The organism is Mycolicibacterium sp. XJ662 (assembly GCF_053484035.1).
Genome location: NZ_JBEFTL010000005.1, coordinates 116,330 through 141,784, shown reverse-complemented (window position 1 = coordinate 141,784; position 25,455 = coordinate 116,330). Strand labels below are relative to the sequence as shown.

The following is a 25,455-nucleotide window of genomic DNA, read 5'->3' as shown; positions in this document are numbered from 1 at the left end:
CGCAGGCTCAGGCGGGTTCGCTGCGCAGTGCCTGCCGCTCCATTTCACGGGCGAAGAACTGGGAGCGCGAGATCTGCTCGACGTGGTCCATGTCGCGCAAAATCGCGCGCAGTTCTTCGCGAAACGCGCCGCGCCGCTGCTCGAGATCGGCAGCGGGGGTCAGAAGGTCCTGGTCGGCAGCCACTTGGCGGGCGGTGGTGAACAGCAGCGCCGAGACCGCCTCGTTGCTGCGAATCCGCCCCTGCGCGACGTACTGGTTGCCGAGCCCGAGCGCCTTCTTCGTCAGCTCTTTTTCACCGATCTCGGCGGGGGCCTCGCGCAGCGCATCGGCGACGATCTCGTAGGCCTCGAAAAACGGACGCAGCATGGCGCCGGCGATCAACGGCTTTTTGCCCCGCAACAAGGCGTCGACCTGATCACCTCCGGCCGATACGTGGGCTTCCCAGTCCTCATGCCACGACATCTCCTCGGCGATGTGCTCCCGGAAGGCCGCGGAGTCGGCGAAGTAGAAGTCGAACTTCAACAGGTCGCGCAGCCGCATCGCCTGGTTCCAGAAGGCCTCGAGCCGGTCGCCGTCGGCGCGCGCCGCGCAGGCCAGCGCCAGCTCGACGATGGAGGTCTCCAGGAACGCGTCGATGAGCGTGTTGCGGTAGAACGCCGCCTCGTGCTCGTCTTCGGGCGCGATCCGCCACACACATTCCCGGCCGCCTTCGACCGCGGTGACGGGATGGCGGTTGGACAGCGCATCGAGCGCCGACCGGACGCCGTCGGCTGTGCGTAACCGCAAGGCGCTGTTGGTCATCGGGGTCTGCTTGCGTTCCAGATAGTCCAGCGAGTCCTGAAGCGTGTGGTGGATCTGGTCGAGCGTCAACGCGACGCCGCGCGTGGTGAGCAGCAACGCCGAAACCAGCGCGGTCGCGTTGACCGGCGTCGCCCGCAGGATCCGCCACGACACCTCGAACGCCATCTTCTGCAGCGCAAGGCGTTTGGCGGCGTCATCGGTGCTCATCGACCCGTGCGGCTCGCCGAGGTACTCCCGCATCGACACGGCCTGCGGGAACCGGACGTAGATCTTGCCGTAGTTTCGCTCGCCCTGCGCCTTGATGAAGTTGTACATCCACGACAGGCTTTCGGGCGTTTTCTCGCCGCCGCGCGCATACGCGGCGTATTCGGCGGTCTCGTGTAACTGGTCGAAGCTGATCGACACGGGTTGCAGGAGAATGTCGTCGCTGCGGCCGTCGAGGTAGGCGTCGGCGACGTAGGCGAGCAGTCCGAGCTTGGGCGGCAACATCTTTCCGGTCCGTGATCGGGTGCCCTCGATCGACCAGCTGAGGTTGAACCGCTTTTCGACGATGTAGCCGACGAACTGGCGCAGCACGTACTTGTAGAGCGGATCGTCGAGCTTGCGGCGAAGGAAGATGACGCCGGAGTGGCGCATCAACGGGCCCATCAGGCCGAAGGACAGGTTGATACCGGCGAACGTGTGCACGGGAGGTAACCGGTTCTCCTGCATGGCAACCGGCACGATGACACCGTCGAGGTAAGACCGGTGCGAGAACAGCAGCACGGCCGGATGGTTCTCCAGGTTGCGCCGCATCACTTCGACCTCGGACCGGTCGTAGTCGATGTTGGGGTCGAAGCCTCGGCTGAAGATCGCCCGGCCCAACGACGGGATCAGGTCGACCGAGAACCGGCTCCATCCGGTGGAAAGCTCATCGAGCATCTCGCCGGCGCGTTCCAGCGTCGCACCCGGAATCTGGGCGAGCCCTTCGCGAAACCGCGACGAGGCCAGCAGCTCCGGTTTGATCAGCCGCGGCGACTTGTACTCCGGGCCGAGCAGCCGCAGCTCGACCCGTTCGATCGCCAGGGCGGCACGACGGATAACGAATCGGGCGAACTCCCTGGCGTTTTCGGCGACCGTCGTATCGGCCCACTGCTGGCGGAGCTCGGAGACCTTGGCCGGCTCACCGGCCACCACTCGGGCCCGCGACGGATCTTTGCGCAGGATGCGACGCTGGATGATCTCCGGTGGCCGGTAGGTGTCGCGCCCGGACAGCAGGGCGACGATCTTGGACCGGGTGGGCAGCCCGCCCGGGACCCAGAACACCCGCACCGGCACCACCGACCGGTCCTCGTGGGCTTGAAGTTTCTCGACCAGTTGGGCGAGCACGCCGGGTGGCGGGTCGTCGCTGTGCGGCAAGCGCAGCACCTCGACGTTCGTGTCGGGATGCTCGCGGCGCTGTTGCGCCAACCAGTCGTCGAGCAGTTCCTGCTCAGCCGGTGACGACACCGACGCCAACACCAGCGCATCGTCGGTGGGGGTGAACGGCGTGTAGTGGTCGACGGGTGTCTTCACGACCGGCCTTCCCCGGCGGGGTTTTTCGCCGACTTCTTGGCGGGAGCCTTCTTGGCGGAGGCCTTCTTGGCGGAGGCCTTCTTGGCGGAGGCCTTCTTGGCCGCCGCTTTCTTGGTCGACTTCTTGGCGGGTTTCTTCGTCGACGAGCGGGTGTACAACTCGGGAGTCGGCAGCGTGTCGTGCGGCCAGTCCCTGAGCGTGTCGAGGTAAAGCTGGCGGATCTCTTCGATCCGTTCGGACAGGTCGTCGTGTGTCCAGTCGTCGACGGGTATCGGCGGATACACGACGACGTCGACGGTGCCCGGGTTGAAGGTGCTCGAGTCGCGTGCGGCGATGACCTCCGCGTTGCGGATCACGATGGGCACGATGGGGATTCCCGCCGACATCGCGATGCGGAACGGCCCCTTCTTGAACGGGCCGACCTCCGTGGTGTCCAACCGGGTGCCCTCCGGCGCGATCAGAATCGACAACCCCTTGCGGGCCAGTTCCTCGACCTTCTTGAGCCCCTCGACCGCCTTCTGCGGATCATCGCGGTCGATGAACGCCGCGTCCATCACCTTGCCGAGGGTTCCGACGACGGGGTCTTTTTCGAGCTCCTTCTTGCCGACGGACGTGAAGTCGGTGTCGACCAGCCGTCCCGCGATCAGCGGATCGGCCTGGTTGCGGTGGTTGAAGATGAACACCGCCGGCCTTTTCGCGGTCAGGTTTTCCTTGCCCAACACGTTGATGTTGACGCCGATCGCTGTCATCAGCGCTCGGCCGAAAGCCGCTGTGAAGAAGTTGACCCCGGTGCGCTTGCTGCGGGTGAGCATCCCGAGGCCCAGCGCGCTGGCGGCGATCGGCACCATCGTGGCGATGCCGGCGGCCGTGCGTAGCTGTGAAACCGGGCTGCTGCCGCTGCGGCTGCTGAACCGCAGCACCGGCCAACCGCGTTTGGCGGCGACGGCGGCCAGCTTGCCCTCCGGGTTGGTGGGGCGCGGGTTGCCGACGAGGTACATCAGCGCGACGTCTTCGTCGCCGTCGGCGTAGAAGTAGCTCTTCGACAGGTCCACGCCGTGCTTGGTGGCGAAAGCCTGTACGGCCCTGGCCTTTCCGGGCCCCCAGATGATGGGTCGGCGTACCTCGCCGGTGAGCAGACCGTTCTCGTCGATCTCGAACTTGTTGCTCAGCACGTTATCGATGCCGAGGAACCTCGCGACGGGTTCGACCTGGACCGTCAGCGCCGAAGAGCTGAGCACCACGGTGTGGCCACGAGCCTGGTGGGCCCGCACCAACTCGCGCATCTCGGGATAGATACGGCCGACGATCTTCTGCACGAACAGCCGCTCGGCCAGCTCGTCGATGTCGGCGAGCGAATTACCGCGCAACATGCGGGCGCCCTTGCCGATCAGGTCCTCGAACTCGGAGCGCCCGAGCTGATGATTCAGCCCGGCCTGCACCATGCCGATGAACTCGCCGACCGACATCTGCCGGTGGCGCAACCGATCTCGCGTCATGACCACACCGGTGAAGCCGGCGACCAGCGTGCCGTCGAGGTCGAAGAACGCACCGATTTCCGGACCTCGCGGGCTGGCCTCGATCTCGGCGACCGAACCCGGCAGCCGCATGGTCTGTCTGGTGGGCTGACCGTTTCCCGAAGTCATTTCGACGTGCTCCCGTTTGGTGAGACCGGACTGGACGAAGCGGTGTCGAGCTCGAACGAGGCGGGTACCGCTCGGCCGTCACCGCCGAGAGCGAGGACCTCGTCGAAGCCCTCCACCAGGCAGCGCGCCCATAGATCCGGATCGGTGATCGCCGCGCGGTCATAGCGGGTCGTGATTGTGCAGTACCCGCTGCGCGAGATCAGCACGACCATCATCGCCACCCCCGGGAGCGGACCAAGGCCATACTGTCGCAGTACTTTTGCGCCGGCGATGAAGGTGTCGCCCGCATAGACCGGTACGTTGCTGGCCTGCACGTCGGAGTTGACGATCGATCCCGCCATCGACTCGAGCACGCTGTCGGGCAGAAGGCCGATCACCGGCGCGAGCGCCCCGACCATGTCGATGGCCCGTTCCTCTCGCTTGGTGGTCATCTGCGATCGGATGTTCTTGATGCGCACCTGCGGATTGGTCAGGCCGATCGGCGCGGCGAGATTCACACCGGCGAACCGGTTTCCACCGGCCGGGTCGGCGTCGGACCGAAGGTTCACCGGCACCGCCATCGGTAGTTCGTCGATCGGCACCCCCTTGGCGTGGTGGTAGAACCGCAGCGCCCCGCAGAGCCCGGCCAAATAGGCGTCGTTGATCGATCCGCCGGCCGCCTTGGCGGCACGGTGGAGGTCGCCGAACTCGATGTCGATCGCCTCGCTGCGCGAGGCCAGGCTGCGTCGGCGCAACACCGGTGACGGCTCGGCGACCGGGCCGACGACACGGGCACCCGACATCGCGTACTCGACGGCGTCACCGAACCGCGACAGCGGGTCGCGCACCACCTCACCCACTACGTGGGCGGCCCCGGCCACAACACCGCGGAACCTGCCGAACACCGTGCCGGGCAGTCGGCTGATCCCTTGGCGCATCAGGTCGTTGGGCGAGAGATCCTGCGGGACCGGCAGCGGCGGTGGCGTCTGCGGCGGCGGTTCGCGTTCGAGGTCGTAGAGGTTGGCGAACATCTCCACCCCGCCCACACCGTCGGTGACGGCATGGCTGAGGTGCACCACCAGCGCGGCGCGGCCGTCGGCGAGACCCTCAACCAGCGTGGCCGTCCACAGCGGCCGGGAGATGTCGAGCGGCGACTGCGCGGCGACCTCGGCGAGGTCCAGCACCTGGCGGAAGGTGCCCGGCTCGGGGACACGGATGCGGCGGACGTGGTAGTCGAGGTTGAAGTCGGGGTCGACGACCCAGCGCGGCGCCACGGTGGGCAACGTCGGCGACACCACCTTCTGCCGCAGCCGCAGCACCTTGCGGGAGGTGTGTTCGAATCTGGCGCGGAACAGGTCCCAGTCGGGCGTGGTGTCGAGAATTTCCAGGGTCATGATCCCCGAGCGGGTGCGCGGGTTGGCCTCGCCGCGATGCAGGATCTGGTCGAGGGCGCTGAGTTCCTCAGGAAGTCCTGCCGCGTCCACGTCCGGCAGATCCGTCATAGCTCGTCGCTCCCCTTCCCAAGCCGAATGCTGCTGCCACCACGCTAGCCCGCCACGCGCTGGTGGGAAGGGGCTTTAGTAGCTGTCCGGTGTCGGCGGCCTCAGAAGATAGAATTCTGGGCGCATTGCCTCCGTAGCTCAGCTGGATAGAGCATCGGCCTTCTAATCCGACGGTCGCAGGTTCGAGTCCTGCCGGGGGCGCGATACATTTGCTGGCAGCTTCGAACGGAAATCACGAATGAGCAGACGCGCGGGCAGGGTGGCCACGCTCGTCGCGGCCGCTGGCATCGCGACGGGTGTCGCCGGCGTCGCTGCGCTCCAACCGGCTGCCATCACAGCGCCGCTGGTCGATCTGACCGCGCTGATCGTCGTCGGCAGCTCCACCAACCCGACGGGCGCCGGGGTCGAGAACTTCTTCCAGGGCAAGTTCAACGATCCGATGTACACGGGGCCGAACGGCGATGACATCGTCTACGTCAACTTCTGGTCCGGTGCGGAAGGAATCCAACGGGCCCTCGACGCCAACGCCGGGGAACGCAACGCCATCATCGCGTCGGGCTGGGGCGCGGCCAACGCGAGCCTGCTGGCGCTGAAAAACCGGCCGAACCTCAGCGACACGGTGTTGATCCTCGACAACGACGTCGCCCGGCCCGACGGCGGCTTCGGCACCAGATATCCGTGGTTCGCGCTGATCGGCGTCAACCCGTTTCCCACCCCCAGCGAGGTGCCCGCCCTGCGCGCGGTGAACATCGGATACGAGTACGACTACAACTCCAACGCCCCCGCCGTGCTGCTCAACCCGCTGGCGGCGGTCAACTCACTGGTCGGATATCTGTACCGCCACCGCGACCAGGCCTCGCTCGACCTGCCGGTCAACGCCGACGGCACACCGGCCGTCCACTGCGACGCCAACACTTGCGCGATCACCGTGAGCGGCGCCGTTGTGGATTGCCCCGACGCGCGTTGCGACTCTCCGGAAGACCCCATCACGGCTTACGTGACCACACGGAACAACACCACCTACGTGACGTACGCCGCCGAGGAGCTACCGCTGACCCGGCTCATCGGTGATGTTTTCGGTCGCCGTGTCTCCGCGTTCTTCGACCCGCTTCTGACCCTCCTTGTCGACTCCGCGTACTACGGCGGCAACCCGATTCCCAGCGATCCCAGCGCATACCGCCCCGCGACGCTGTTCCCGTCGCTCATGCGGGTGCTGGACACTGTGGTGCGCATTCCCGGCGCCATCGCCGAGGGCTGGCACGCCGCGACGGCGCCCCCGAAGACGGCGCCCCCGAAGAAGGCGCCGACGCCTACCTCCGACGACGACGTCTCGGTCCCGGAGGAATCCGGTGAGGACACCGCCGAGAAGACATCCTGGACGCAATCGCCCGTCGTTAAACGCGCACTGTCCGCGTGGTCACCCGAACCCGAGCAGTCGTCGGTCGACGAGGAAATTTCCGAAGTTTCCGAGACGGCCAAACCGCGCACCAACGTCGTACGCACCAGCGTCAAAGCCGTACCCGGCATCGCCGCGCTCACCGACAGCACCGATGACGCCGACTCGGAACCGGTTGAAAGCGACGATGTTTCGCTTTCCGACAGTGAGAGCGAACCGTCGCAGGACGACGACGACGACACCGACGACACCCAGGACGACAGCGACGGGTCCGACAGTGCCGACGCCGACAGCGCCGGCGCCGACAGCGCGGCCGCCTAGTACCGGACAAGGCGCCCGGTCGATACACTTTGCGGCGTGAACCTCGCGCGACGCGGCGGAGCCGCGGTCATGGCGATCGGCGCACTGGTTGCGGGCGCGCTCGCCGGTCCCGCGCAGGCCAGCCCGCCCAGCTACGGCAGCAACGGGGTGTTCGGCGTCTCCACCAACCCCACCGAGGGCTGGGCGACGGCCTACATCGCACCGGGCCGCTACCGCGTCGACCAGGCGCCGAGCATGGCGCCGTACCAGAGCGCACCCGGTTTCTGGTACCGGTGTCACTCCTTCCCCTGCAGCCCGAGCTTTCCGGGCAGCGTCATCGCCAGCGGTGCGGCGATCCGCGATGTCCCGACGTTCGTCGACGTGCTGCCCAGCGACGTCGCGGTGGCCCTGCACAACGTCACGTTGACGGCCGCCCCCTGAGCCGCGACGCGTCCGCTCTACGCTGAGCAGCGTGTCTGATCTTGTGTTGGTCCACATCGAGGACCGCGTCGCCGTCGTCACCGTCAACGATCCCGACCGTCGCAACGCCGTGACGTTCGAGATATCGACCCAGCTTCGTGGCGCCGTCGAGGCCGCCGAAGCCAACCCGGATGTGCACGCGCTCGTCGTCACCGGGGCCGGTAAGGCGTTCTGCGCCGGCGCCGACCTCAGCGCGCTCGGCGAGGCGACCGATGAGGGTCTGCTCAAGCTCTACGACGGCTTTCTCGCCGTAGCCAACTGCGCACTGCCGACCATCGCCGCGGTCAACGGCGCGGCCGTCGGCGCCGGGCTGAACCTCGCGCTCGCAGCCGACGTGCGCATCGCGGGCCCGGCGGCGCTGTTCGACCCCCGCTTTCAGAAGCTGGGCATCCACCCCGGCGGCGGCGCCACGTGGATGCTGCAGCGTGCTGTCGGGCCGCAGGCCGCCCGCGCGTCGCTGTTGTTCGGCATGCGCTTCGACGCCGAGGCCGCTGTGCGTTACGGGCTCGCGCTGAGCGTGGCCGACGACCCGGTGGCCGCGGCGCGTGAGCTGGCCGCCGGCCCGGCGGCCGCACCGCGCGACGTCGTTCTCGCGACCAAGGCCTCCATGCGCGCCACGGCCAATCCCGGTGTCGTCGACTCCGATCAGCACCGCATCGCCGTCGACACGGAGCTCGGGCCGCAGGCCACGTCGATCCTGTCCCCGGAGTTCGCCCAGCGCCTGGCCGCCGCCAAACGTAAGTGATCGCTAGAGGTCGAGCAGCGCCCGTTCCGGTGATTCGACGAGGTCGCGCAGTTCGTTGAGGAACGCCGCGACCTGGGCGCCGTCGGCGACGCGGTGATCGAACGCGCAGGTGAGCTTCATCGTCGGGCGCGCGACGACCTCACCGTCGACGACGACCGGCCGCGGCCGCAGCGATCCCATCCCGAGGATGGCCGCCTCCGGGTAGTTGATGACCGGCACGCCGTCGTCCAGACCCAGCGCGCCGAAGTTGGACACCGTGAACGTCGACCCCTGCAGGTCTGCCGGGCGCAGCGTGCCCGCGCGGGCGTTGTCGATCAACTCGTCCACCACGGCAGCCAGTTCCCGCGTCGTCTTGTCCTGCGCATTGCGGACCACCGGCACCAGCAGCCCGCGCTCGGTGGCCACGGCGAAGCCCAGATGCACCGCGGTGTGCAGGTGCACCCGTGGGCCGTCGGCCGTGTCGACCCAGGTGGCATTGAGGTTGCGGTGGTGACGCAACGCGATCGTCAACAGTCGCAGCGTCAGCACGAACGGTGAGACGGGCAGCCCGGTCAGCCGGCTGCCGTCGACCTCCACACCGGCGTGCGCATCCGGTATCTCCCTGCGCGACAACGTCATTCGCTGTGCCATCGCGGCGTGGACGCCGTGCACCGTCACGGTGTCCGCGGCGGCCAGCACGTCGTCGCGCGTGATGACGCCGTCGGATCCGCTGGGAGTCAGGGCGTTCAGGTCGACGCCGGATTCGGCGGCCAGCTTGCGCACAGACGGTTTGGCGCGGGGCCGGCGGCTGCTGCTGTCCAGGTCATCGTCGGCGCCGTAGCCGACCAGCACCGGTTTGCGCTTGGCCTCTGTTTCGATACGCAACAACACTGCGCCGACGTCGAGCGTATCGCCTTCGGCGCCACCGAGTTCGACGATGCGGCCCGCGTACGGGCTCGGGATCTCGACCTCGGCCTTGTTGGTCTCCACGGTGCACAGCGTCTGGTTCAGTTCGACGTCGTCGCCGACGGCGACGGCCCATCCGGTGATCGTCGCGTCTTCGAGGCCCTCGCCGAGGTCGGGAACCAGGAACTCCTGCACGGTCATGGCTGCTCCAGTGTGCGTTCGATGCAGTCGAGTAACCGGTCGACGCCGGGCAGCCACAGCTTCTCCAGCCGGGCAGGCGGATACGGTGTGTCAAAGCCGGTGGCGCGCAACACCGGCGCTTCCAGGTCGTAGAACAGCTCCTCTTGCAGCCGCGCGGAAAGCTCGGCGCCGAAGCCCAGCGTGCGCGGACCCTCATGTATCACCACCGCGCGGCCGGTACGCCGCACCGAGTCGGCCACCGTGTCGAAGTCCAGCGGGTTCAGCGACCGCAGATCGATCACCTCGATGCTCCAACCCCGTTGTTCAGCAGCCAGTTCGGCCGCGCTCATCGCGGTGGCGACCAGTGGCCCGTAGGTGATGACGGTGGCGTCGTCGCCGCTGCGCCGCACCGCCGCGCGGCCGATCGGCAGGCCGGGCACGGCGGTGTCGACGGGTTCGCGCGTCCAGTACCGCCGTTTGGGTTCGAGGTATACGACGGGGTCGGGGGTCTCGATCGCCTGGCGCAGCAGCCAATACGCGTCAGACGGCGTCGACGGCACCACCACTTTGAGCCCGGCGGTGTGCAGCCAGTAGGTCTCGGTCGACTCGGAATGATGTTCGACAGCGCCGATCCCGCCGAACGACGGGATGCGGATCGTCACCGGCATGGCGACGTCGCCGCGGGTACGCATCCGGTACTTCGCCAAGTGGCTGACGATCTGATCGAACGCGGGGGCGGCGAACCCGTCGAACTGGATCTCCGGCACCGGTACCAGGCCGCGGATCGCCATGCCGACCGCGATGCCGACGATCGCCGATTCCGCCAGCGGGGTATCGAAACACCGTTGCGTTCCGAAGTTTTGGGCCAGCCCATCGGTGACGCGGAACACCCCGCCGAGCGTCGCGACGTCCTCGCCGAACACCAGCACCCGCTCATCGGCGGCCAGCGCGTCGTGCAGCGCCCGGTTGATCGCCTGCACCATCGTCAGCGTCGGCGCCACGGGCACCGGGGTCAGCAACGGCCGGCGAGGCTCGTCCTCGCCGTGCGCTGCGGGCCGTTCGATGATCTGCGTCATGTCACACCTCCCGGGCCAGCTCAGCCAATAGAGTTCGCCGCTGGTCCTGCAGGTCCGGGGTGATGTCGGAATAGACGGTGTCGAAGACGTCGCCGACGTCGAAATCGTCTGCGCCGACGACGGAGTCACGCAGTTCGGCCCGCAACCGTTTCGCCTTGGCCACGACGCGTTCTTCGAGCCGGCCGGTCCATACACCTTCCTCGCGCAGGTACGTGCGGTAGCGCTCGATCGGATCCTTTGTGGCCCAGTGCGCTAACTCGTCGGGATCCCGGTATCGGGTGGGGTCGTCGGAGGTGGTGTGCGGGCACATGCGGTACGTCAGCGCCTCGACCAGCGTCGGTCCCCCGCCGTCGCGGGCGCGCGCGGCGGCCTCGGCCACCACCGCGAAACAGGCCAGCACGTCGTTACCGTCGACGCGGATGCCCGGCATGCCATAGCCGATGGCGCGGTGCGCGATCGACGGCGCGGCGGTCTGGCGTTCGACCGGTACCGAGATCGCCCACTGGTTGTTCTGCACGACGAACACGCACGGCGCCTGGAACACCGCCGCGAAATTCAGCGCCTCGTGCGTGTCGCCGGTGCTGGTCGCGCCGTCACCGAGAAACGCCAACGTGACCGAATCCTCGCCCAGCCGTTGCGCGGCCATCGCGGCGCCGACGGCGTGCAGTGGCTGCGTGCCGATCGGGATGGAGATGGGGGCGACGCACTTGTCGGTGAAACCGAGTCCGCCGTGCCACCTTCCGCGCCACACGGCGGCCATCTGTGCGGGGCTGATGCCGCGCAGCAGGAACGCGCCGATCTCGCGGTATTGCGGAAAGAGCCAGTCGGTCTTATGCAGGCATGCCGTCGCGCCGATCTGCGCGGCTTCCTGGCCGCGGCACGACGCGAACAGCGCCAGTTCGCCCTGGCGTTGCAGGTTGACGAACTCGACGTCGAGTTCGCGGGTGGCGACCATCGACTCGTAAAGCCAAGACAGCGTCTCGGGCGGCAGATCTCGGCGGTATCGGGTCTCGGCCGTCGGTGTGCCGTCGGGCGCCACGAGTTGGACCAACTCCGACAAACCAGCCATACCGCCTCCTAGAGTCACTGACGGCGGATCGCGCCGTCAGGCGACTGAGGTGCTCAGCGTTGAGGCGGTCAGAGCAAAACCCCTGGTTGGAGGCCCGTCCGTCAGCTGCCGGGGTGTGGCGCCAACGCGACGATGCGCTCTGCTCGCCGCAGCACTGGGGCATCCACCATTATGCCCTCGAAAGCGAAAGCACCGCGTTGATCGGTTGCTGCGGCCAGCACGTGTCGCGCCCACTGCACCTGCTCTTCTGACGGCGCGTAGCCGTCCCGGATCACCGCGACCTGGGTGGGATGCAGTGCCACCTTGACGTCGAAACCGACCGCGACGGCGTCGTCGACCTCGCGGCGCAGTCCCTCGAGGTCCTTGATGTCGATGTAGACCGAGTCGACCGCGAGCCTGCCGTAGGCCTTGGCGGCCAGCAGCGACTGCGACCGAATGTGCTGGGCAACCTCGCGGTAACTGCCGTCGGGGTAGCGGTTGGCGGTGCCGCCAAGAAAACCGAACAGATCCTCGGCTCCCCAGAAGACACCGATGGTGTTGGCCGCGGCGGCGCACTCAGCGATCTTGAGTGCACCCAACGGGCTCTCCACGATGAACACCACCTCCAGCGGTGCCAGCGCGGTGATCTGCTCGGCCGATTCACACTTGGGCAGCATCACCGTGGTGTACGGGGTACGTTGCAGCGCTTCGAGATCCCGCCGCTGCTCCTCGGTGTCAGCCGGGTTGATCCGGATGACGGTGCGATTGGGGTCCAGCGGGGTGTCGACGATCGCCTCCCGCGCCGCGGGCTTGTCCCCCGCCCCGTCCTCGAGGTCCAGAATGACGATATCGGCTGCTGCAGCGGCCTTTTCGAAGCGTTCCGGTCGGTCCGCCGGGCAGAAGATCCAGGCCGGGCCGGCGTTGTCCAGGGGCACTTAGCTCTCCTCGCTGGGCTTCTTGCGCATCAACGCCTTGCGGGTGGCGGTGGCGACGATGTCGCCGTGCTGATTGCGGCCGGTGTGCACGAAAGTGACGATGCCCTCGCCGGGGCGGCTCTTGGATTCGCGCTTCTCGGTGACGACGGTCTCGGCGTACAGCGTGTCGCCGTGGAACATCGGCTTGGGGAACGCGATATCGGAGAAGCCGAGGTTGCCGACGGTGGTGCCCTGGGTCATCTGGGTGACCGACAGCCCGACCAGGGTGGCCAGCGTGAACATCGAGTTGACCAGTCGGGCGTTGAAGGGCGGCTGAGCGTCCGACCAGGCGGCGTCGAGGTGCAACGCTTGGGTGTTCATGGTCACGGTGGTGAACAGCACGTTGTCGGCCTCGGTGATGGTCCGGCCCGGCGCGTGCTGGTAGCGCACACCGGTCTCCAACTCCTCGTACCACAGCCCACGCTGGACCACTATGCGCTTCTCGCTCACAAGCCCAGCTCCCGCCCGATCAGCATCAGCTGCACTTCCGTTGTGCCCTCACCGATTTCGAGGATCTTACTGTCGCGGTAATGCCGGGCCACCGGGTACTCGTTCATGAACCCGTAGCCGCCGAAGATCTGGGTGGCGTCGCGGGCGTTGTCCATCGCGGCCTCGCTGGCCACCATCTTGGCGATGGCCGCGGCCTTCTTGAACGGCTTGCCCGACAGCATCATCGCCGCCGCGTCGTAGTACGCCGTGCGCGCGGTGTGCGCCCGCGCTTCCATCCGCGCGATCTTGAACGCGATCGCCTGGTTGGCGCCGATCAGGCGGCCGAACGCCTCGCGTTCCTTGGAGTACTTGACGCTTTCGTCGACGCAGCCCTGCGCGGCACCCACCGACAGCGCCGCGATCGCGATGCGGCCCTCGTCGAGGATGCGCAGGAAGTTCGCGTAGCCGCGGCCCCGCTCGCCGAGCAGGTTCTCCTCGGGCACCCGCACATCGTCGAAGCTGAGCGGGTGGGTGTCCGATGCGTTCCACCCCACCTTGTTGTAGGCCGGTTCGACCGTGAAACCCGTTGTCGGAACGGGCACCAGGATCGAGGAGATCTCCTTTTTACCGTCGGTCTCCCCGGTGACCGCGGTGACCGTGACGAGCTTGGTGATGTCGGTTCCGGAGTTGGTGATGAACTGCTTGCTGCCGTTGATCACCCAGTTGCCGTCATCGAGCTTGGCGGTGGTCTTGGTCGCGCCGGCGTCGCTGCCGCCGCCGGGCTCGGTGAGACCGAACGCGCCGAGGGCTTTGCCGCTGGCCAGCAGCGGTAGCCACTCCTGCTTCTGGGCGTCGGTGCCGAACCGGTAGACGGGCATCGCGCCCAGCGACACCCCGGCCTCGAGCGTGATCGCCACGCTCTGGTCGACCTTGCCGAGTTCCTCGAGCGCCAGGCACAGCGCGAAGTAGTCGCCACCCATACCGCCGTACTCCTCGGGGAACGGCAGACCGAACAATCCCATGTCGGCCATGCCCGCGACGACTTCGTAGGGAAACGAGTGCTCCTCATCGTGTTTCGCCGAGACCGGCGCCACCACAGACTGTGCGAAGTCGCGCACGGTCTTGGCCAGTTGCGCGTAGTGATCGGGCAGTGTGCCCGTGGCCAGAAAGTCGGTCATGATTGCGGCTCCTTGCCTGCCGTTATCCGGGCCAGAACCTGGCCCACCTTCACCTGATCGCCCGCGGCGGCGATTAGTTCCACCACACCGTCGACCGGCGCGGTCAGCGCGTGTTCCATCTTCATCGCCTCGACGGTGACGACGACGGTGCCCGCTTCGACCGGCTGCCCGTCCGAGACACCCACGGCAACAACGGATCCCGGCATCGGGCTGGTCAGCTCGGCGTCTCCGGACAGTTCGTCGTCGGCGCGCACCGGCGCTTCGCGGAGCTCTTCGACCACCGCGGTGCGGCCGGCGCCGGACAGCCAGATCTGACCGTCGGTGGCGGCGACGAGGTAGTCGGTGCGCAGCCCGTCGAGCGTGATCGTCAGCCGCTCACCGGCCAACGACGCTGTCAGCGAATGGGTTTCGCCGTGTTCGACGGTGGCGCGGGCGGCCGAGGGGGCGCCGGTGAGATATACGTGGTCGGTGCGCTCACCGGAGTTCAGCCGAAACGTCGTCGGCGCCGGTTCTCCGATCCGCCAGCCCGACGGCATCGCCCACAGGTCGGCCGCCGCACTGTCCCAGCCGCGCAGCCACTTGTAGGCCGCGGCGGCGATCAACGCGTCGTCACCGGGTGGAGCGGGTTGGAAATCGGGCGCACGGCGGTCGAGCAACCCGGTGTCGAGGCGGCCCGCTGCGACGTCGGCGTCGGCCAGCAGAAACCGCAGGAACTCGATGTTGGTGGTCACCCCGAGCACCGCGGTATCGGCCAGCGCCGCGTCGAGCGCGCGGATGGCGTCGGACCGGTCGGTGCCGTGGGCGATCACCTTGGCCAACATGGGGTCGTAGTCGCTGCCGATGACCGTGCCGCGGGTCAACCCGGAGTCCACCCGGATGTCGGGGCCGCGCGGTTCGGCGAGGTCGAGTACGTCGCCGCCGGTCGGCAGGAAGCCGCGGCCCGGGTCTTCTGCGTACACCCGTGCCTCGATGGCGTGGCCGGTGAGGTTGATGTCGTCCTGGGCGATCGGCAGCTTCTCGCCTGCGGCGATGCGCACCTGTTGTTCGACGAGGTCGATGCCGGTGATCAGTTCGGTCACCGGATGTTCGACCTGCAGGCGAGTGTTCATCTCCATGAAGAAGAACTCGTCGGGCCGGTCGGCGGACACGATGAACTCCACCGTGCCCGCGCCGGTGTAGTCCACGCTGCGTGCGGTGTCGCAGGCGGCCGCGCCGATGCGCGTCCGGGTCGCGGCGTCGAGCAGCGGGGACGGCGCCTCTTCGATGACCTTCTGGTGCCGCCGTTGCAGGCTGCATTCGCGTTCGCCGAGGTGCACCACGTTGCCGTATCCGTCGGCGAGCACCTGCACCTCGATGTGGCGCGGGTTGAGCACGTAGCGTTCGAGGAACAGGGTGTCGTCGCCGAATGCGGCGCCGGCCTCGCGCCGTGCGCTGGTCAGCGCGGCGGGCAGCGCCGCGGACTCCTGCACGACGCGCATACCCTTGCCGCCGCCGCCGGCCGACGGTTTGACCAGAACCGGATATCCGACGTCCTCGGCGCCGGCGATCAGGTCCGCGTCGGTCAGGCCGGGTCGCGAAATTCCCGGCACAACGGGGACACCGAACGCCGAGACCGCGGCCTTGGCCGCGATCTTGTCGCCCATGGTCTGGATCGCGGCGACGGGCGGCCCGATGAACACGATGCCGGCGTCCTGCAGTGCAGCCGCGAATTGTGCGTTCTCCGAGAGGAATCCGTAGCCAGGGTGGATCGCCTGAGCGCCGGTGCGCTTGGCCGCGGCGATGACGGCGTCGATGTTGAGGTAGCTGTCGCGCGCGGCCGCCGGGCCGATGTGCACGGCGGTGTCGGCCTCGGTGACGTGGCGTGCGCCGGCATCGGCGTCGCTGAAGACCGCGACCGACCGGATTCCCATCGCGCGCAGCGTGCGGATGACCCGCACCGCGATCTCACCGCGGTTGGCGACCAGCACTGTGTGAAAAGCAGCCACGTTCATCACATCCGGAATACGCCGTAGGAAACCGGGTCGAGCGGGGCTTGCCCGGCGATTGAAAGCGCCAGGCCCAGCACCGTTCTGGTGTCGGCGGGATCGATGACCCCATCGTCCCACAGCCGCGCCGTCGAGTAGTAGGGGTTGCCCTGGTCCTCGTACTGCTGGCGGATGGGGGCCTTGAAGTTCTCCTCCTCTTCGGGGGTCATCTCGCCGCGCACCGTCGCCAGCACCGACGCGGCCTGTTCGCCGCCCATTACCGAGATCCGGGCGTTGGGCCACATCCACAGGAACCGCGGCGAGTAGGCCCGACCGCACATCGAGTAGTTACCCGCGCCGTAGGACCCGCCGATGACCACCGTCAGCTTGGGCACGCGGGCGCATGCGACCGCGGTGACCATCTTGGCGCCGTGTTTGGCGATACCGCCCGCCTCGTAGTCGCGGCCCACCATGAAGCCGGAGATGTTCTGCAGGAACAGCAGCGGGATGACGCGCTTGTCACACAGCTCGATGAAATGCGCGCCCTTCAATGCGGATTCACTGAACAGCACACCGTTGTTGGCGATGATCCCGACGGGATGGCCGTGGATGCGGGCGAAGCCGGTGACCAACGTGCTGCCGTACTCGGCCTTGAACTCGGAGAACTCTCCCCCGTCGACGATGCGGGTGATCACCTCGTGCACGTCGTAGGGAACACGTGAGTCGACGGGAACGACGTCGTAGAGCTCGGTCTGATCGGCCACCGGCTCGACCGTCGGCGCGACGTCCCACGGCGGTTCGGCACGCGGACCCAACGTTGCCACGATGCGCCGCACGACGCGCAGCGCATCGCGGTCGTCATGTGCCAAATGGTCGGTCACGCCGGAGGTTTTGGAGTGCAGGTCACCGCCGCCGAGTTCTTCTGCGGTCACCACCTCGCCGGTGGCGGCCTTCACCAGCGGTGGGCCGCCCAGGAAGATCGTGCCCTGGTTGCGCACGATGACGGCTTCGTCGCTCATCGCAGGCACGTAGGCGCCGCCCGCGGTGCATGAGCCGAGCACCGCGGCGATCTGCGCGATGCCTTTCGCGCTCAACGTGGCCTGGTTGTAGAAGATGCGGCCGAAGTGGTCACGGTCGGGGAACACCTCGTCCTGGCGCGGCAGGAACGCGCCGCCGGAGTCGACGAGGTAGATGCACGGCAGCCGGTTCTGCGCGGCGATCTCCTGAGCGCGCAGGTGCTTCTTGACGGTGACCGGATAGTAGGTGCCGCCCTTCACGGTGGCGTCGTTGGCCACGATCATGCACTCGCGCCCGGACACGCGCCCGACGCCGGCAATCATGCCCGCGCCCGGGCACTCGTCGTCGTACATGCCGTCGGCGGCCAGCGCCGCCACCTCGAGGAAGGGGCTACCCGGGTCGAGCAGCCCGTCGACCCGGTCGCGCGGCAGCAGTTTGCCGCGGCTGACATGTCGTTCGCGGGCACGTTCGGAACCGCCGAGTGCCGCGGCGGCCAACTTGGCCCGCAGCTGCTCGACGAGCTCGACATGCTTCTCGCGATGTGAAACCCGCGTTGCCATCGAAAGAAACCCGTTTCAGTTGAGTTAATGGCGACTAACCGAGGTGGATGTTAGTTATCATTAACCGAAATGTCTACCGTCGCGCGCCTTGAAACACCCCGCAGTCGACGCAAGTCCGACCGCCGCGGGAAGTTGCTGGCGGCCGCTGAGCGGCTGATCGCCGACCGCGGCTATCTCGCGGTGCGCCTCGAAGACATCGGGGCGGCTGCCGGCGTCAGCGGACCGGCGATCTACCGACACTTCCCGAACAAGGAAGCGCTGCTGGTCGAACTGCTGGTGGGTATCAGCACGCGACTGCTGGCGGGCGCGGAAGCGGTCGTCGAACAGGCGGGCGACCCGGAGGAGGCGCTGGACGGCCTGGTCGACTTCCACCTGGACTTTGCGCTGGGCGAACCGGACCTGATCCGTATCCAGGACCGCGATCTGGCACATCTACCCGCTCCTGCGAAGCGTCAGGTCCGCAAGGCCCAGCGTCAGTATGTGGAGATCTGGGTGCGTCAACTACTGCACCGCGGCGTCATGGAGAAGGAGGCGCGGCTGATGGCCCATGCGGCGTTCGGCTTGATGAACTCCACTCCGCATGCGCTGAAAGCTCACGGCGCCAACGGGATCGAGCCATCACGCTCGCGCGCGGTACTGCGGGCGATGACCATGGCGGCGTTGTCCTAGCCGGTCGTCGCGCAAACGACAACGGCGGCCACCCGGAAATCGGGTGACCGCCGCAGAAGTCGGTGGGGTCAATACCAGGCACGCCGGCCGCCGACCGGACGCCCCATACTTCCCAGCAACCAGAAGACCGCGCCGATGACGATCAACGCGATGCCGATGTACATCAACGGCGTCCACAGGAAGTATCCCAACACCGCAAGGATGATTCCGAGCACAATCATCACGCCACTCCTTTGTTAGTAGCCGCTACTGTCAGGCAACGGCTTTCGGGTAGAGCCCAGACGCACTGGGCTCCGGGATGTTGCAATCAACTTTCGGGTTCACGCCCGCGTAGTTGAGCGGCCCGACCAGAACCGTCAATGCCACTCGGGCCGCCGTGGCGCAGTTTGCGTCGCCGGTCTGAAAGTAACCGCGTTGATAGGCGGCCAAAACCCCGATCAGCAACCAAATCAGAACTACGACGCCGATAACTCCTCGCATACCGAGCCTCCGTCCTTGTGGACACCGCCATTGACGTAGCTGTGAATTACCCTCGCGGTGATCGTGATAAACCTCCGAAGCACAGCTAATACGTCAACGCGGTGCCGTCGGCGAAAACGCTGCGAACAGCCACTCGCTCATCGCCTTGAGCAGCACGGCGCGGTTCTCCCGCCGGTCGATCTCGTGGCCGTCGTCGTCGAACACCAGGTATTCCACGGTGCGGCCGAGCCCCTTTAGCGCGTCGTACATCTGCTGCGATTCCGCGGGCGGCACGTTGGTGTCGTTTGCACCGTGCACGAGCAGCAGCGGGGCAGTCAGGTCCCTCACCCGCTGCAGGGGTGAAAGCCGGGCCAGCAGCTCCCGGTCGCCAACGGGGTGGCCGTACTTCGGATAAGCCGCCGCGGCAATCCACGGTTCGGTGCTGCGATACCAGGTGTTCAGATCGCTCATCCCGCAGATGCTGATGCCCGCCGCGAACAGGTCCGGGTGAAACGTGAGCGCGGCCTGGGTGAGATAGCCGCCGTAGGACCATCCGCAGCAGGCGATGCGGTCTGCCGGCGCGTAGTTGTGCTCGGCCAGAAAGTTCACGGAGTCGGCGACGTCGTCGATGGCCGCGAACCGGCGTTCCTTGTCGTCGGCGTGCATGAAACTGCGTCCGAACCCGCCGGATCCGCGCACGTTGGGCAGGAAGACGGCGATTCCGGCCTCCACCAACGCCGGAAAGAACTCGTTGTAGCCGGGTCGGCCTTGGCCCTCGGGCCCGCCGTGCAGGAAGAGCATTGCGCCGATCGTTTCGACATCTTCGGGCGGCCGGAACAACCAACCGCTGAACTCCAGCCCGTCGCGGGCGGTGATGGTCTCCAACGTCGGGTCGGCGCTCACCGGCCCGAGGCTGGGCTCGCGGTCGACGAGTTCCCACTCGCCGGTACGCGGGTCGACCAGCTCGACTGTGGGCGGCCGCGACGGCCCTTCCACCGTCAACGCCAGCATCGAACCGCCCGCGCTGATGCTGAGCTGACTGGCCACCATGCCGGGCAACGGAATCGGTTCGTGCAGAGTGTTGTCGGTCAGTTCGAGAATCTGTAATTGGCTGGCGCCGTGGATGTTCCACAGCATGGCCACGGTCGAGAGGTCGTCGCTGACCGTGAATTCGTCGAGTTCGATTCCGGGCCGCTCGGCGACCACGTGATAGGACACCCCGTCGGGGGTTGCGGTGATTCCGAGCAACCGCGCGTGTTCGGCACCGTTCTCGCTGCGGATGAGGGCGCGCACATAGCCCTCGGTGCCGTCGTCTTCCAAGTGCGTTGCGGGCTGGTACATCTCGGTGAACTCACCCTCCACGCCCGCGCGCAGCCGGCGCGGGAGGTGGTCGTCGAGGATGAGACCGGTGTCGGTGGTGGATCCGGGATCGTATGGCAGCAGCACCATCTCGATGCCGCCGCGCAGCATGATCAGATCCCGGTAGCCACGTGGGCCGACGCGCACCAGCGCGACTCCAGCCCAGGCGTCGACCAACCGGCCGCTCGAGCGGCGGTCCAGCACGGTGGTTTCGCCGGTGGCGGGGTCGATCAGGCAGGAACTTCCGACGCCGTCGTCACCGGTCAGGATCGCCGCCACCAGGGTGCCGTCCCAATTGATCAGCTCGGCGGTGCCCTCGCTGCCGTCAGGCCACGAGTCGATGCGCCGCGCGTCGCGGTCGTCGGGATCAGTTGTCACGACCCAGATCTGGGTGCGGGTGCTGCCGTCCGGGGACACCTCACACGCCAGCCAGTGCCCGTCGGCCGAGTGCATCACCCGGGTGACGGGGCCCTCGACGGGCAGTTCGACGTCACGCGAGGACGTCGCCCGCCAACCGCGCAGGAAGCGCTGCACCGCGCGGGGAAAGCCGCCGTCGTCGACAAGGTGCGCGAACGCGGTCGCATCCGGCGACATTGACGCGCCGTAGACCCGGCGTACCTGTTGCCCCACCCCTCGTATTCTCCATAGCCGGGGGCGCTCGGCGACCCGGCCCGGGGAAGTGCCAGGTCACCGGCGCGGCTTTGGGGCTGATCAGGGACTTATGCGCCGCGACGAGCGCGGTTTGGGCGGCCGCACAGGTACCCTCGCAGCCATGAGGTGGGCATGACCGACTCACGCCGCGACGGGCCGGACCCGTCCCAACCGCCGGGCAGCGGCTACCCGGGCTATGCCGATCCGGCGTACGCGAGCCAGGCGTATGGCCCCACCTACCAGGCCCCTACCGGGCCTGCGCCCACGGAGCAGCTGACGGGGTATTCGCCCTACGGCTACGACCCCTATGCGGCCGGCCAGTACGGCCAGCAGTACCCTCCCGGCCCGCCGCCCGACGAACCTCCGCCGGAAGAGCCGAGCACGCCGCGCTGGCTGTGGGTATTGTCCGGGGTGGCGGTGGTGACCGTCGTCGGCCTGGTCGTCGCCCTGGTCATCGTGAACGTGAACCGGTCCCGGCAGGAGACCGTCGTCGCCCCGCCGTCGATGCAGGAGCCGAGGTTCACCGCGCCGTCGCCGACGACCACCCGGCGGCCCACCGTCCCCGTGGTTCCGCCGCCGACGGTGCCCAGCACGCCGCCGAGGACCACGACCACCAACCCGGGGGTCACCGAAACGGTGGTCTACGACGTCACCGGCACCGGCCGGGCGATCAACATCACCTACGTGGACTCCGGCGGGCTGTTACAGACCGAGTTCAACGTGCTGCTGCCTTGGAGCAAACAGGTCGAATTGTCCAAGCCCGCAGAGGGTTCGGCCAGTATCAGCATCATCAACGTCGGCCCCGAGGTGTCCTGCTCGATCAGCGTCAACGGTGCGATGGTGCAGCAGCGCACCGGCGCGGGGCTGACCATCTGCACCGCGCTCGGCTAGTCCCTCGGCACGTGGCGGGGTACGCGTACGGCCAGCATCCCCAGCAGGCCGGCGAGCAGCACCACGAGCAGCCCCGCCATCCCTGCGCGGTCGGCGCCGAACACGGCGATGAAGGTGGAGAACAGAAACGGCGCCAGATACGACACCGCCCGTCCGGTCGTGGTGTAGAGGCCGAACGCGACGCCCTCTTTACCCTCGGCTGAGATCCGCAGCAGCAACGTGCGCGCGGCTGACAGCGTCGGCCCGATGAACAGACACAGCAACAAGCCGCAGATCCAGAACGCCAACGGCCCGGACAGGGCCATCAGCGTGGCGCCGACGGCGATCATCGACGTCAGCGACGTGACGATCACGGCCTTGGCGCCGAACCTGTCGTCGAGCAGGCCGCCTGCGACCGCTCCCACGGCCGCCACCACGCTGGCGCTCACCCCGAACAGCAGCACGTCGGCCGCCGAGACCCCGTAGACGTTGACGCCGAGCACCGCGCCGAACGCGAAGATCCCGGTGAGCCCGTCCCGAAACACCGCGCTGGCCAGCAGGTAGTAGACCACGTTGCGGTCGCGGTGCCACTCGCTGACGATCTCCTTCCACAGGGTGCGATAGCCGCTGAAGAAACCCGCTCTGGCAATGGGTTCTTGAGGCCGCGGCACCGGGCTGCGCACCGCGATGACGACCGGCAAGGCGAACAGCCCGAACCAGATGGCGGTCAACAGCATTGCGGCGCGGATGTTTTGGCCGTCCTCGACCGGCAGGCTCAACAAGCCGCGGGTGTCGCCGTCGCCGGAGACGAAGCCGAAGTACACGATCAGCAGCAGGACCACGCTGCCGAAGTAGCCAAGGCCGAGACCCAGACCGGAGATCTGCCCGGACGTCGTCGGTGTGGACAGCTGGCGCAGCATCGCGTTGTAGGGCACCGTCGCCAACTCGTTGCAGGCCGAGGCGCCTGCCAACAGCAGCAGGCCGGGCAGCAGGTGGTGGTAGTCGTCGCCGATCAGGCTCATCGCCGCGGTGAGTAGCAGCGCAAGGCCGCTGAGCACCCCCAGCACGCGTCGGCGCCGCCACGGCGCGTCGACCCACACGCCGGTGAGCGGCGCGAGCAGGGCGACCACCAGACCCGCGAAACCCAGCGCCCAGCCCAGCAGGCCCGCGGGGCTGGCGCTGCCAGGAAGGTCGTCACCCACGACATTGGTCAGATAGACCGAGAACACGAAGGTCACGACGATCGCGTTGAGCCCCGTCGCGCCGAAGTCCCACAGCGCCCATGCGAACACCTGCCGTTTGGCCGCGCTCGGCAGCGCCGCCGCCGGGCGGGTGTCGCTCATGGGTGCCCACGATATAGTCCCGCCCATGCCAGTACCCGCTCCCACCGCGGACGCCCGGGCGGTCGTCACCGGCGCATCGCAGAACATCGGTGAGGCGTTGGCCGTCGAGCTCGCCGCCCGCGGACACCACCTCATCGTCACGGCTAGGCGCGAGGACGTGCTCACGGCGTTGGCGGAGCGGCTCACCGAGCGCTATGGCGTGACGGTCGAGGTGCGCCCGGTGGACCTGGCCGATCCGACCGCGCGCACCGAGTTCTGTGACGAGCTGGCCACCCGCAACATCTCGATCCTGTGCGCGAACGCGGGCACGGCGACGTTCGGTCCGGTCGCCGAGTTGGATCCGGCCGGCGAGAAGGCGCAGGTACAGCTGAATGTGCTTGGCGTGCACGACCTTGTTCTCGCGGTGCTGCCAGGGATGGCGCAGCGCCGGGCCGGCGGCATCCTGATTTCCGGTTCGGCGGCGGGTAATTCACCGATCCCCAACAACGCGACCTACGCGGCGAGCAAGGCGTTCGTCAACACGTTCAGCGAGTCGCTGCGCGGTGAGCTCAAACGCGACGGCGTGCATGTCACGCTGCTGGCGCCGGGACCGGTGCGCGAGACACTTCCGTCCGAGGATGAGCAGTCGCTCGTCGAAAAACTTATCCCGGATTTCTTGTGGATCTCCACCGAGTACACCGCGAAACTGTCGCTGGATGGCTTGGAGGCCAACAAGATGCGGGTGGTGCCCGGCGTGACGTCGAAGGCGATGTCGGTGGCCAGCGGGTACAGCCCGCGCGCGATCGTGACGCCGATCGTCGGCGCGGTGTACAAGAAACTCGCCGGCGGTTAGCGCCTGCGCCGCCGACGGCCGGTGCCGAAGATGGAGCGGGTGATCTCGCGGCCGATGACGGTGCCCGCCGAGCGCATCGCGCTCTTGAAGGCGGGGCTGTCCATCACCTTCTCCAATACGCCGGGTTCCTGAACCGGGGCGGGCATTGGCGGCGGCACCGGCACGTCCGGGGGCGCAGCCTCGGTGACGTCGGGCGCCGGCGCGAGCTTGGCGGCCAGCCGCTCATAAGCCGAGTCGCGGTCCACGGTCTGGCCGTATTCGGCCTGCAGCGGGCTGGCCTTGGCGGCCGCGGCGATCGCGTCGTCGCCGATGGTGTCCATGAGCGAGCGCGGTGCGCGCATCCGCGTCCAGGCCACCGGCGTCGGCGCGCCCTTCTCCGAGAGCACCGTGACGATCGCCTCGCCGATACCGAGCGATGTCAACGCCGACTCCAGGTCGTACACGTCGGTTTTCGGGTAGGTGCGCACGGTCTTGGACAGCGCCTTCTGGTCATCGGGGGTGAACGCGCGCAGCGCATGCTGGATGCGCGCGCCGAGTTGGGACAGCACATCGTTGGGGACGTCGGTCGGCAGCTGGGTGCAGAAGAACACACCGACACCCTTGGACCGGATCAGCTTGACGGTCTGCTCGACCTGCTCGAGGAACGCCTTGGAGGCGTCGGTGAACAACAGGTGCGCTTCGTCGAAGAAGAAGACGAGCTTGGGCTTGTCGAGGTCGCCGACCTCGGGTAACGACGTGAACAGGTCGGCGAGCACCCACATCAGGAAGGTGGAGAACATCACCGGGCGGGTGGCCTGGCTGCCGAGTTCGAGCAGCGTGATGACGCCGCGGCCCTGGTCATCGAAGCGCAGCAGGTCCTGGGGCTCCAGCTCGGGCTCGCCGAAGAACGTGTCACCGCCCTCGGCCTCGAGGTTCACCAGAGCGCGCAGGATCACCCCGGCCGTCGTCGTCGACACCGCGCCCAGCGACTTCAGCAGGGGCTTGCCCTCATCGCTGGTGAGGTACTGGATGACCGACCGCAGATCCTTGAGATCCAGCAGCGGCAGGCCCTGCTGGTCGGCCCAGTGGAAGATCAGCCCGAGGGTCGACTCCTGGGTCTTGTTGAGCCCCAACACTTTCGACAGCAGAATCGGCCCGAAACTGGAGACCGTCGCCCGTACCGGCACACCGATGCCGTCGGTGCCCAGCGTCAGGAACTCCACCGGATACGCCGTGGGTGCCCAGCTGTCGCCGGTATCGGCGGCGCGCTGATCGATCTTGTCGCCAGCCTCACCGGGCCGTGACAGCCCCGACAGGTCGCCTTTCACGTCGGCCATTAGGCACGGCACGCCGGCGGCGGAGAGCTGTTCGGCGATCAGTTGCAGCGATTTGGTCTTGCCGGTGCCGGTGGCGCCCGCGACCAGCCCGTGACGGTTGATCATCGCCAGCGGAATGCGGACCTGCGCCGACGGGTCGCAGACCCCGTCCACGACGACGGCGCCGAGTTCCAGAGCCTGGCCCTGGACGGCGTATCCGGCGGCGATCTCCTGGGCGGGATGCTCAGTCGTCATGGTCGAGAAC

General features: G+C 67.6%; 22 protein-coding genes and 1 tRNA gene. 7 read left to right on the top strand and 16 right to left on the bottom strand.

Annotation, left to right across the window (positions count from 1 at the left end; genetic code table 11):
• Positions 1-7: 7 nt before the first annotated feature.
• From ABQE93_RS16260 to ABQE93_RS16250, 3 genes are read right to left on the bottom strand one after another with little or no spacing between them, the layout of a single operon-like run.
• A complete protein-coding gene (locus tag ABQE93_RS16260; protein WP_448408942.1) occupies positions 8-2,356 on the bottom strand; it encodes a glycerol-3-phosphate 1-O-acyltransferase in 2,349 nt (782 codons plus the stop codon).
• Positions 2,353-3,999, bottom strand: a complete 1,647-nt coding sequence (locus tag ABQE93_RS16255) for an HAD-IB family hydrolase (RefSeq protein ID WP_448408944.1) — start codon at positions 3,997-3,999, stop codon at positions 2,353-2,355. Before ABQE93_RS16255 ends, ABQE93_RS16260 begins: the two co-directional genes overlap by 4 nt.
• Positions 3,996-5,480 carry a wax ester/triacylglycerol synthase family O-acyltransferase gene (locus ABQE93_RS16250; RefSeq protein WP_448408945.1) on the bottom strand — a complete coding sequence of 495 codons (1,485 nt, stop codon included), beginning with the start codon at positions 5,478-5,480 and terminating at the stop codon, positions 3,996-3,998. Before ABQE93_RS16250 ends, ABQE93_RS16255 begins: the two co-directional genes overlap by 4 nt.
• 127 nt (positions 5,481-5,607) lie before the next feature.
• Here ABQE93_RS16250 and ABQE93_RS16245 point away from each other — a divergent pair.
• The 4 genes from ABQE93_RS16245 to ABQE93_RS16230 all read left to right on the top strand — a co-directional run bounded on the left by ABQE93_RS16245 (position 5,608) and on the right by ABQE93_RS16230 (position 8,401).
• A tRNA-Arg gene (locus ABQE93_RS16245) sits at positions 5,608-5,681 on the top strand.
• Positions 5,682-5,718: 37 nt separating this feature from the next.
• Positions 5,719-7,197, top strand: coding sequence for an alpha/beta hydrolase family protein (locus ABQE93_RS16240; protein WP_448408946.1), 1,479 nt, complete (start codon positions 5,719-5,721; stop codon positions 7,195-7,197).
• A gap of 69 nt (positions 7,198-7,266) precedes the next feature.
• On the top strand, positions 7,267-7,617 hold the full coding sequence (locus ABQE93_RS16235; protein WP_448409143.1) for a hypothetical protein: 351 nt from the start codon (positions 7,267-7,269) through the stop codon (positions 7,615-7,617).
• A gap of 31 nt (positions 7,618-7,648) precedes the next feature.
• The gene (locus tag ABQE93_RS16230; RefSeq protein WP_448408947.1) at positions 7,649-8,401 is read left to right on the top strand and encodes an enoyl-CoA hydratase; all 753 of its coding nucleotides are present in this window, start codon (positions 7,649-7,651) and stop codon (positions 8,399-8,401) included.
• A 3-nt stretch (positions 8,402-8,404) separates the two neighbouring features.
• On the opposite strand, the gene ABQE93_RS16225 is transcribed toward ABQE93_RS16230, so the two are convergent.
• The 8 genes from ABQE93_RS16225 to ABQE93_RS16190 all read right to left on the bottom strand — a co-directional run bounded on the left by ABQE93_RS16225 (position 8,405) and on the right by ABQE93_RS16190 (position 17,712).
• Entirely contained in the window at positions 8,405-9,487 is a 1,083-nt protein-coding gene (locus ABQE93_RS16225; protein WP_448408949.1) for a dihydrolipoamide acetyltransferase family protein, read from the bottom strand.
• On the bottom strand, positions 9,484-10,542 hold the full coding sequence (locus ABQE93_RS16220; RefSeq protein WP_448408951.1) for an alpha-ketoacid dehydrogenase subunit beta: 1,059 nt from the start codon (positions 10,540-10,542) through the stop codon (positions 9,484-9,486). Before ABQE93_RS16220 ends, ABQE93_RS16225 begins: the two co-directional genes overlap by 4 nt.
• A gap of 1 nt (position 10,543) precedes the next feature.
• Positions 10,544-11,611, bottom strand: a complete 1,068-nt coding sequence (gene pdhA / locus ABQE93_RS16215) for a pyruvate dehydrogenase (acetyl-transferring) E1 component subunit alpha (RefSeq protein WP_448408952.1) — start codon at positions 11,609-11,611, stop codon at positions 10,544-10,546.
• 101 nt (positions 11,612-11,712) lie between these two features.
• Positions 11,713-12,525, bottom strand: a complete 813-nt coding sequence (locus ABQE93_RS16210) for an HpcH/HpaI aldolase/citrate lyase family protein (protein WP_448408954.1) — start codon at positions 12,523-12,525, stop codon at positions 11,713-11,715.
• Positions 12,526-13,014 carry a MaoC family dehydratase gene (locus ABQE93_RS16205; RefSeq protein WP_448408956.1) on the bottom strand — a complete coding sequence of 163 codons (489 nt, stop codon included), beginning with the start codon at positions 13,012-13,014 and terminating at the stop codon, positions 12,526-12,528.
• The gene (locus ABQE93_RS16200; protein WP_448408957.1) at positions 13,011-14,171 is read right to left on the bottom strand and encodes an acyl-CoA dehydrogenase family protein; all 1,161 of its coding nucleotides are present in this window, start codon (positions 14,169-14,171) and stop codon (positions 13,011-13,013) included. Before ABQE93_RS16200 ends, ABQE93_RS16205 begins: the two co-directional genes overlap by 4 nt.
• Entirely contained in the window at positions 14,168-16,162 is a 1,995-nt protein-coding gene (locus ABQE93_RS16195; RefSeq protein WP_448408958.1) for an acetyl/propionyl/methylcrotonyl-CoA carboxylase subunit alpha, read from the bottom strand. Before ABQE93_RS16195 ends, ABQE93_RS16200 begins: the two co-directional genes overlap by 4 nt.
• A complete protein-coding gene (locus tag ABQE93_RS16190; protein ID WP_448408961.1) occupies positions 16,162-17,712 on the bottom strand; it encodes a carboxyl transferase domain-containing protein in 1,551 nt (516 codons plus the stop codon). The genes ABQE93_RS16195 and ABQE93_RS16190 overlap by 1 nt, the downstream gene beginning before the upstream one ends.
• Positions 17,713-17,781: 69 nt before the next feature.
• Between ABQE93_RS16190 and ABQE93_RS16185 the strand changes: the two genes are divergently transcribed.
• Positions 17,782-18,381 (top strand): SACE_7040 family transcriptional regulator, encoded by a 600-nt coding sequence (locus ABQE93_RS16185; protein ID WP_448408963.1) that lies wholly within the window; start codon positions 17,782-17,784, stop codon positions 18,379-18,381.
• A gap of 68 nt (positions 18,382-18,449) precedes the next feature.
• Here ABQE93_RS16185 and ABQE93_RS16180 read toward each other — a convergent pair whose 3' ends face one another.
• From ABQE93_RS16180 to ABQE93_RS16170, 3 genes are all read right to left on the bottom strand, one after another.
• Positions 18,450-18,602, bottom strand: a complete 153-nt coding sequence (locus ABQE93_RS16180) for a DUF6131 family protein (RefSeq protein ID WP_448394525.1) — start codon at positions 18,600-18,602, stop codon at positions 18,450-18,452.
• A gap of 31 nt (positions 18,603-18,633) precedes the next feature.
• Positions 18,634-18,861, bottom strand: a complete 228-nt coding sequence (locus ABQE93_RS16175; protein ID WP_163903270.1) for a hypothetical protein — start codon at positions 18,859-18,861, stop codon at positions 18,634-18,636.
• A gap of 93 nt (positions 18,862-18,954) precedes the next feature.
• Positions 18,955-20,793: an alpha/beta hydrolase family protein gene (locus tag ABQE93_RS16170; RefSeq protein ID WP_448409145.1), complete on the bottom strand. Its 1,839-nt coding sequence runs from the start codon at positions 20,791-20,793 to the stop codon at positions 18,955-18,957.
• Between the two features lie 189 nt (positions 20,794-20,982).
• On the opposite strand from ABQE93_RS16170, the gene ABQE93_RS16165 reads away from it, so the two are divergent.
• Positions 20,983-21,741: an MmpS family transport accessory protein gene (locus tag ABQE93_RS16165; protein ID WP_448408965.1), complete on the top strand. Its 759-nt coding sequence runs from the start codon at positions 20,983-20,985 to the stop codon at positions 21,739-21,741.
• Here ABQE93_RS16165 and ABQE93_RS16160 read toward each other — a convergent pair.
• Positions 21,738-23,063, bottom strand: a complete 1,326-nt coding sequence (locus tag ABQE93_RS16160; RefSeq protein ID WP_448408967.1) for an MFS transporter — start codon at positions 23,061-23,063, stop codon at positions 21,738-21,740. The genes ABQE93_RS16165 and ABQE93_RS16160 overlap by 4 nt on opposite strands.
• 25 nt (positions 23,064-23,088) lie before the next feature.
• Here ABQE93_RS16160 and cmrA point away from each other — a divergent pair, with 25 nt between their 5' ends.
• Positions 23,089-23,895, top strand: a complete 807-nt coding sequence (gene cmrA / locus ABQE93_RS16155; protein ID WP_448408969.1) for a mycolate reductase — start codon at positions 23,089-23,091, stop codon at positions 23,893-23,895.
• Here cmrA and ABQE93_RS16150 read toward each other — a convergent pair.
• A complete protein-coding gene (locus tag ABQE93_RS16150) occupies positions 23,892-25,445 on the bottom strand; it encodes a helicase HerA-like domain-containing protein (RefSeq protein ID WP_448408970.1) in 1,554 nt (517 codons plus the stop codon). The genes cmrA and ABQE93_RS16150 overlap by 4 nt on opposite strands.
• Positions 25,446-25,455 lie beyond the last annotated feature (10 nt).